The following is a 7,600-nucleotide window of genomic DNA, read 5'->3' as shown; positions in this document are numbered from 1 at the left end:
ATTTTGAGCGATTGGCCGGCTGGGCAATGGACTGGCATGCCCGCACGCTCAAAGCAAAAACGGCGCCCGAAGGCGCCGTCCGGCATCGAAATGGAAAAGATGCTGCTTCAGCGACCCTTGCGCTTGCGCCCAAGGCCCATCTTCTTGGCAAGCTGCGAGCGGGCGGCCGCATAGTTGGGCGCGACCATCGGGTAGCTTGCGTCGAGGCCCCACTTCTCACGATATTCATCGGGCGTGAGATTGTAGTGGGTCATCAGGTGGCGCTTCAGCGATTTGAACTTCTTGCCGTCCTCGAGACAGACGATGTAATCGTCATGGACAGAGCGCTTCGGGTTGACCGCAGGCTTCTGCTTGTCGGCGGGCGGCGCCTCGGCGGTGCCACCCACGCGGCCCAGGGCGGCATGGACATCGGCGATCAGGTTCGGCAGCTCGCCGACGGGTACGGGATTGTTGCTGACGTAAGCGGCGACCACATCGGCAGTCAGCTCAATCAGCGCGTCGCTATTTCGGGAAGGTGTTTCGGCGATATCCATTGTGTTCAGGCCCCAACGAGAGTTGTTTCTAACTGCGCCCTTTTTTCGGCTGGGCATCGCGCGAATTTCATGCAGGAAAGTGCCTCTGCGATTCGCGTCGAATTATCTTAATGATCCTACCAGTCAAGTAAGTCAATTCGCATATTGCGCTATATTCAACGATATATATCAAATATTCCCCGTTCAGCTTCAAACTTTCGTGCATCGCGTAACTTAGCGAGATTTTTCTGGTCTGACCAGCACGGGTGACGCCACGTCGAACCGCCGTTACATCGGCGAAAGCAGCTAAAATCGGCTCGATGCTTCGGCTATGCTTGACCTTCGACAGATCGCAAGGTTTCCCGATCCTAATGAAATCACGGGTTGCAAGACATTACTGGTGCCCGCGACTTGGCCGGAGCGGCGAAAACCGACAGCTCAATAGGGCGCGATGTATTTGCCATAAACCCAGCCGGCGACGAAATGACCGTTGCGCGACGGGTCGTGCCAAATCTCGCACCAACGGTAGCGGATCGTCTGCTGCTGCTTCCAGCGCGGCTGGCCCGCAATGTCGAGCAGGTTTATCCCGCCGGTGCAGCGTCCGGTCAATTGCAGCACGGTGCCGTTCGGGTAGGCGGCCTGCTTCTGCGAACTGCCCGAAGGATATTTGCGCGCATTAAGCGTGTCGCCGAAGGGCAGGTCCGACACTTGCCAAGCGGCAAAGGCGGTTGCATGAGACTGGCCGACAAAGGCCAGAACGGTTGAAGCGACGGCAAGAGCCGCAGCGGTGCGAACATAGAAACTCATTATCTCTCTCCCTCTCCAGCCCAGTATCGGAGCGGCCATCACGCTATAAGCCGGGCCTTGAACCGGCGCTGATCGGCGTGTTCATTTGCCATTCAAGCAATTTCTACAGCGAGACGTAATGACCAGATCCCCTGCCTTTTCGACCGCCAGCCCGCCGCAGACCGAGAAGCGACCTGTCTTCGACACCCACCACGGCTTCACCCGCACCGACGACTATGCCTGGCTGCGGGCCGACAATTGGCAGGCGATGTTCAGGGACCCTTCCCTGCTCGACGGCCGGATCCGCGCCCATCTCGAAGCCGAGAATGCCTACCAGGCGGAGCTGATGGCCGATACGGCTGCGCTTCGGAAGCAGCTCTTCGCCGAGATGAAGGGGCGCATCAAGGAGGACGACTCCACCGTGCCGATGAAGGACGGGCCCTACGCCTATGGTTCGTCCTACAGGCTGGGGGGCGAGCAGCCACGCTATTTCCGCACGCAGCGCGAAGGCGGCGAGGAGAAGATCCTGCTCGACGGTGACGTGGAAGCGGGCGGCAAGCCCTATTTCCGGCTCGGCGGCGTCGACCATTCAGCCGACCACGGGAAGCTTTTGTGGGCATTCGACGACAAGGGATCAGAATTCTTCACGCTGCGCGTGCGCGACCTCGGCAACGGCCAGGAACTGGCGGACCAGATCCCCGACACCGGAGGCGGGGGCGTCTGGAATGCCGGCGATGACGGATTCTTCTACACACGCCTCGACGACAATCACCGTCCCTCCAAGGTGCTGTTCCACGCGCTCGGCGACAACGCCGAAAACGATCGGCTGATCTATGAGGAAACCGATCCGGGCTTCTTCATGGATGTCGGCGGCACGCGCTCCAAAGAATGGATCATGATCGGCATCAACGATCACGAGACCTCGGAATACCGGCTGTTGCGCGCCGACGACCCGCGTGCCGAGCCGAAGCTGGTCGCCGCGCGCGAAACCGGCCTGCAATATGATCTGGAGGAAGGCGGAGACATCTTCTTCATCCTCACCAACGCCGACGGCGCCAAGGATTTCAAGGTCATGACGGCGCCGGCCAATGCTCCGGCACGCGCCAACTGGCGCGAGCTGGTTCCGCACGAGCCCGGACGGCTGATCCTCTCGGTCCTGGGCTTCAACAATTACATGGTCCGCCTGGAGCGCAAGGAAGGCCTGCCGCGCATCGTCGTGCGCGACCGCGAAAGCGGCGAGGAGCACCTCATCTTCTTCGACGAGGAAGCGTTCTCGCTCGGCCTGTCGGGTTCCTACGAATACGACACCGAGACCATGCGCTTCACCTATTCCTCGATGACGACGCCAGCGCAGGTCTTCGACTACAACATGCGCACCCGCGAACGCGTGCTCCTCAAGACCCAGGAAGTGCCTTCGGGTCATGAGCCCGACCACTATGTGACGCGGCGGCTGATGGCGCCCGCGGCCGACGGCGAGCTGGTGCCGATCTCGCTCATCCATCACCGCGACACGCCGCTCGACGGCTCGGCGCCTTGCCTGCTCTACGGCTACGGTTCCTACGGCATCACCGTGCCGGCGTCCTTCAACACCAATTGCCTGTCGCTGGTCGACCGCGGCTTCGTCTACGCCATCGCCCATGTCCGCGGCGGCAAGGACAAGGGCTACGGCTGGTACGACGACGGCAAGCGGGCGCAGAAGATCAATACGTTCACCGACTTCATAGCCTGCGCGCGCCATCTGGTGGCCGAGCGCTACACGGGGCATGACCGCATCGTCGCGCAAGGCGGCTCGGCCGGCGGCATGCTGATGGGGGCGATCGCCAATCTGGCGCCGGAGTGTTTTGGCGGCATCGTCGCCGAGGTGCCGTTCGTCGACGTGCTGACCACCATGCTCGACGCCACCTTGCCGCTGACGCCGCCCGAATGGCCGGAATGGGGCAATCCGATCGCCTCGGCCGAAGACTACCGGACGATCGCGGCCTATTCGCCCTATGACAATGTGGCCGCGCTCGACTATCCGCCGATCCTGGCGCAGGCAGGGCTCACCGATCCGCGCGTCACTTACTGGGAACCGGCCAAATGGGTGGCGCGGCTGCGCGAGCGCAAGCGCGGCGACAATCCGGTGCTGTTCAAGATCAACATGGAGTCCGGCCATGCCGGCGCTTCCGGCCGATTCTCGAGGCTGGAAGAGATCGCCTACACCTACGCCTTCGCGCTGAAGGTGGCGGGCAAGGCCGATTCAGTCTCGGCGGCGGCGAGCGTGTGAGAAGGCCATTGCGTCGCGAGCCACGGCGTGGCTTTGATTGGGCGAAGTCGCGGAGGACCCTGGAATGATCGACCTGGCCACATTGGCGACCTATGTCGCGGTCGTGCTCGGCTTTGTGTTCATTCCCGGCCCCGCCACTCTGCTGACCGTCGCGCGGGCGACGAGTTCGGGAACGAAAGTGGGCATCGCCACCGGCGCCGGGATCGCGGCCGGCGATATATTCCACACCGTCATGGCGATGGTCGGCATCTCGGCGATCATCGCCACATCGGCGATGCTGTTCAGCATCGTCAAATATGTCGGCGCGGCCTATCTCGTTTATCTTGGCATACGTGCGATCATCGAGAAGACATCGACCGATCCAGCCGCCGGTGCGCTTGCGATCCGGGCGGGCAAGGCTTTCCGCCAGGCGGTGCTAACCGAGATGCTCAACCCCAAGACCGCGCTGTTCTTCCTCGCCTTCCTGCCGCAATTCGTGCGGCCGGAAAACGGATCGGTGATGCTTCAGCTGGCGGCATTGGGAATCATCTTCGTCCTGCTAGGCCTGTTCAGCACGGTCGTCTTCGCGGTGAGCGCGGGTGGGCTGGGCGCCTTCCTGCGCCGGAATCCCGCGGTGCTGAAATGGCAAGGCAAGGTCGTCGGCGCGATCTACTGTGCGCTCGGTGTGCGCCTTGCGCTGCAACAGCGCTGAGCGGTGCGCACCTGCTGTTCAGAGCAGCGCAAAACGGCCGTCCAGCGGCCGATTGCGGGACCTGCCGGCATCGCTCCCAAACTGATGCGTCCGGTCATAAATTTTTGATTTGCGCATGACGTTTTCAGAGGCTTCATTTCGCGCTCATGCGCGGCGATTTTGTGCTCGCAATTGCCGCTGTCGCGCGCTACCCAATGCCCGGCTTTTTTCGAGCCGCGCCTGCCAGTCACCGTCTTGCAAGGGTCCGCCATGCTGCTCGTCGACGTCTATCTCGACAAATCGCCCATCCAGGGCATCGGCGTCTTCGCCAAGAACCACATCCCCCAAGGCACGCTGATCTGGAAGCTCGACCCCAGATTCGACCGGGTGATCGAGGTCGACACCTATGAGAACGAGACCGGCCCGGTGAAATCCTATCTCGACCGCTATTCCTATCCCGACCGCCGCGATCCGGCCTACATCGTCTTCGAGGCCGATGACGCCCGCTACATGAACCATGACGACGACCCGAATTGCGACGTCTCCTCGCCGGAGGAGACGTATGCCTTGCGCGATATCGCGCCGGGCGAGGAACTGACCTGCGACTACAATCACTTCTTCGAAAGCGGCTTCGACTTCCTCGGCGACCGCCACCCCGTAAGCTAACGCATGGCAGCCAAAGCGCGCGGCGGTTCTGCGGTAACGACACGCTCAAGAACACAGCCGAAGCGCGTTGTAGGGTGCCTTTCAGACGCGGCGCATTAGACCGGGCGCAATTCTGGCTGGCGTCTCATCGCAAATCTGCCAAGCTGGTTACGAAGGCCTGTCATGGCCTTGCCGGCGAATATGCCGATGCCAATACCGCCCGCGATCGCCAGCAGGTGAAAGATCGGAGCCGGCAACGCAGGTGACGCCGGCGCCATCAATAGCTCCGGGACGAAGCGGTGAAACAGATATATGGGAAAGGCGGAGGCAGCGACCTGCGTCATCACGCGGCCGGCCCGTGCCGGCAAGCGGATACGCGGCACGTAAAGGAGAGCCAGAAGCGCGGCGAAGATCATCAAATACTTGACGGCTGTCCCGATCCAAACTGCCTCCCAGAAGGCTAGATAGCCCAGCACCGGGGCGGCGAACGCCATCAAGATGAGCCTTCTTGCCGGATTGTCGGCAAAACCGGCACACCAACCGAAGACGGCGAGGTGGAACACCCAGTAGATCGCAAAGATCTGGCGGTTGCCGATGTCGACCAATGGCGGGATGGAAAAGCGAGCGGCGACGGCAACCCCCAACAGGCCAAGCGAGAAGGCGAAGGGTCGCAACCGTGCGAGCTTGCGCGCAGCCGGCACAGTGAAGATGAGGGAGAAGATGAGGAGCGTCTGCGCATAGGCCTCGATGAACCAGTAAAGATAAGGGATCATCTCGTGGCGCTCCGGCTCGGCATAACCAAGATTGCCGGTAAGCGTCACCGAGGCCAGGGGAATCGCTCGCCAGGCAAACGCGTAGGCGGAAACAATGAGGAAATAAGGGATCAGGACGCCGATCGCAGGCCTCAACGCCTGTCGGATCCGGCCGGCAAGGAGGTGGGTCGCCTGGAACCGCGCCAGGCCGAAACCGACGAGCAGCATCATCACGCCGGAGCCGCCGGGAATTGGCCACAGCGTCTCGTGATGGATCACCACCAGCAGGATCGCCATCACCCTCAGCACAAGGTCGATCGGCAATCCGCTGGTCTCCTTGCACTTGAAAGTCGGCATCGCCCCATGGCGGTTGGCAAACTCGGCGACCCTCAGGTGTTCCCAACCATGCGGCAGGTCCATGCCAAGGCGTTCAAGTTCCATAGCCAACTGCAGGTAGCGAAGGGAATCCCCGCCGAGCGAGACGAAACTGTCGTTGCGGCCAACGGCGAGTGGATAGAATACCCGGCTGTAGGCCCCGAGCAGACCGCCCGTCCCGCAGCGGATCTCCGTCCGCCTTTTCAGCCTGTCCTGTTCAAGGCATGCATAGTCGGTCTTGCCCGAAGTAAGCCTGGGGAAGTTGTCCACCGCGGTAACGGAAACCAGGTTGGCCGGAAGACGGCTGGTCTCGGCGAGGATGCACTGCGCCCTTGCGATCGTACCCGCATCGGTCACGTAGGCGTGCAGCCCTCCATCGTCACCCAGCACCGCGGCCGCGATGCCGGCCCGCTTCAGTGCCTGCTCCATGCTATCGAAGCCGATCCTGAGGCCTGCAATCTTGGCGAAGCGGCTCTTGCGTCCGACAATACGGAAGTAACCCTGCTCGTCGCGCACGGCCACGTCGCCGGTATTCAGGGCCTCGAGTTCGGCCCCGCGCGCCAGGTCGCAGCGCTGCTCGGCATACCCCATCATCACGTTTGGGCCGCGATAGATGAGGTCTCCGGGGGTGCCAGATTGCCTGATCGGGTTTCCCTGGGCATCGATGAGGCTAAGGCTGCCGCCGGGAATGGCCATGCCGATACGCTCCTCCCTATCGGAAAGGCATTCCGGCGGGACGAAGGCGATGCGGGCCGTCGCCTCCGTCTGGCCATACATGACGAAGAAGCCGCCCTCCCTGGCGCGCATGTGGTCCCGGTAGAGGCGGATGAGGTCGGGGGCGAGCTGTCCGCCTGCCACCGTCATCATGCGCAGCGTCTTCACCTCGGCGGAACGGAACTGCGCCCTTTCCAGTAGTTCGTAGGAATACGGGACGCCGGAAAGATTTGTACAGCCGCCGTCAGCGATTACCCTCGGGAAATCGCCATGCATGACTGAGATGCCAGGAAAGAGGATGCTGCCGCCGGCAATCAGATGGGAATTAAGCACTGACAGTCCGTAGGAATAATGGAGCGGCAGGACCAGCGCAGCCCGGTCGGCGCACGAGAGTTCGAGATAGGTTGCGATCGAGCGCGCATTGGCATCGAGATTGGCATGGGAAAGCCGCACCGCCTTGGCCGCACCCGAACTGCCGGAGGTCATAAGCAGCAGCGCGAGATCAGGGTGGACCGGCTGAGCCTCCCTTTCGGACCGAACCTCCTTGATGAGGCGCCAGCGGCCATCGGCCAGCCGGAACGTGAAGTCCGGCTGGAAGACCGCTAGAAAATCATCCCACAGCTTGTCGTCGCAAGGCGGCAACATGGCCACCGCGTGGCCCGCCCGCAGGGCTCCAAGATAGGCGACGACCACATGTTCCGAGGCTTCCGCCGAGATGGCCACGAGCTGCTTTTCGCCTTGTCCAAGCCGCGTGGCGAAGCGCAGCGTGAGGCTGTCGAGTTCCGCATAGGAGAGCGTCCGCCCATCAGGAAAAAGAAGTGCTGTGCGCTGCCCACCACGGGCGATTTCGGACACAAGGTCGACAGAGGGCATGGGCGAG

General features: G+C 62.2%; 6 protein-coding genes. 3 read left to right on the top strand and 3 right to left on the bottom strand.

Annotated features, from left to right (window positions below):
- Positions 1–107: 107 nt before the first annotated feature.
- Both EN742_RS01975 and EN742_RS01970 read right to left on the bottom strand, forming a co-directional pair.
- Positions 108–533: a MucR family transcriptional regulator gene (locus EN742_RS01975; RefSeq protein ID WP_126055781.1), complete on the bottom strand. Its 426-nt coding sequence runs from the start codon at positions 531–533 to the stop codon at positions 108–110.
- A gap of 417 nt (positions 534–950) precedes the next feature.
- Positions 951–1,319, bottom strand: coding sequence for an SH3 domain-containing protein (locus tag EN742_RS01970; protein WP_126055782.1), 369 nt, complete (start codon positions 1,317–1,319; stop codon positions 951–953).
- A 118-nt stretch (positions 1,320–1,437) separates the two neighbouring features.
- Between EN742_RS01970 and EN742_RS01965 the strand changes: the two genes are divergently transcribed.
- From EN742_RS01965 to EN742_RS01955, 3 genes are all read left to right on the top strand, one after another.
- Positions 1,438–3,564 carry a S9 family peptidase gene (locus tag EN742_RS01965; RefSeq protein ID WP_126055783.1) on the top strand — a complete coding sequence of 709 codons (2,127 nt, stop codon included), beginning with the start codon at positions 1,438–1,440 and terminating at the stop codon, positions 3,562–3,564.
- 64 nt (positions 3,565–3,628) lie between these two features.
- On the top strand, positions 3,629–4,255 hold the full coding sequence (locus EN742_RS01960; protein WP_126055784.1) for a LysE family translocator: 627 nt from the start codon (positions 3,629–3,631) through the stop codon (positions 4,253–4,255).
- A 249-nt stretch (positions 4,256–4,504) separates the two neighbouring features.
- The gene (locus EN742_RS01955; RefSeq protein ID WP_126055786.1) at positions 4,505–4,900 is read left to right on the top strand and encodes an SET domain-containing protein-lysine N-methyltransferase; all 396 of its coding nucleotides are present in this window, start codon (positions 4,505–4,507) and stop codon (positions 4,898–4,900) included.
- Positions 4,901–4,995: 95 nt separating this feature from the next.
- Here the strand turns inward: EN742_RS01955 and EN742_RS01950 are convergent, their stop codons facing one another.
- Positions 4,996–7,593 carry an AMP-binding protein gene (locus EN742_RS01950; protein WP_128332355.1) on the bottom strand — a complete coding sequence of 866 codons (2,598 nt, stop codon included), beginning with the start codon at positions 7,591–7,593 and terminating at the stop codon, positions 4,996–4,998.
- Positions 7,594–7,600 lie beyond the last annotated feature (7 nt).

This window comes from Mesorhizobium sp. M4A.F.Ca.ET.020.02.1.1 (genome assembly GCF_004022645.1).
Lineage (GTDB): Bacteria > Pseudomonadota > Alphaproteobacteria > Rhizobiales > Rhizobiaceae > Mesorhizobium.
The sequence above is the reverse complement of the archived record's forward strand: the minus strand, read 5'-3'. Positions and strand labels throughout refer to the sequence as shown.

Bases quoted from the DNA above. Each gene is read 5' to 3' on its own strand.
- EN742_RS01970 (WP_126055782.1), bottom strand. From the start codon at position 1,319: ATGAGTTTCTATGTTCGCACCGCTGCGGCTCTTGCCGTCGCTTCAACC.
- EN742_RS01950 (WP_128332355.1), bottom strand. From the start codon at position 7,593: ATGCCCTCTGTCGACCTTGTGTCCGAAATCGCCCGTGGTGGGCAGCGC.
- EN742_RS01960 (WP_126055784.1), top strand. From the start codon at position 3,629: ATGATCGACCTGGCCACATTGGCGACCTATGTCGCGGTCGTGCTCGGC.
- EN742_RS01955 (WP_126055786.1), top strand. From the start codon at position 4,505: ATGCTGCTCGTCGACGTCTATCTCGACAAATCGCCCATCCAGGGCATC.
- EN742_RS01975 (WP_126055781.1), bottom strand. From the start codon at position 533: ATGGATATCGCCGAAACACCTTCCCGAAATAGCGACGCGCTGATTGAG.
- EN742_RS01965 (WP_126055783.1), top strand. From the start codon at position 1,438: ATGACCAGATCCCCTGCCTTTTCGACCGCCAGCCCGCCGCAGACCGAG.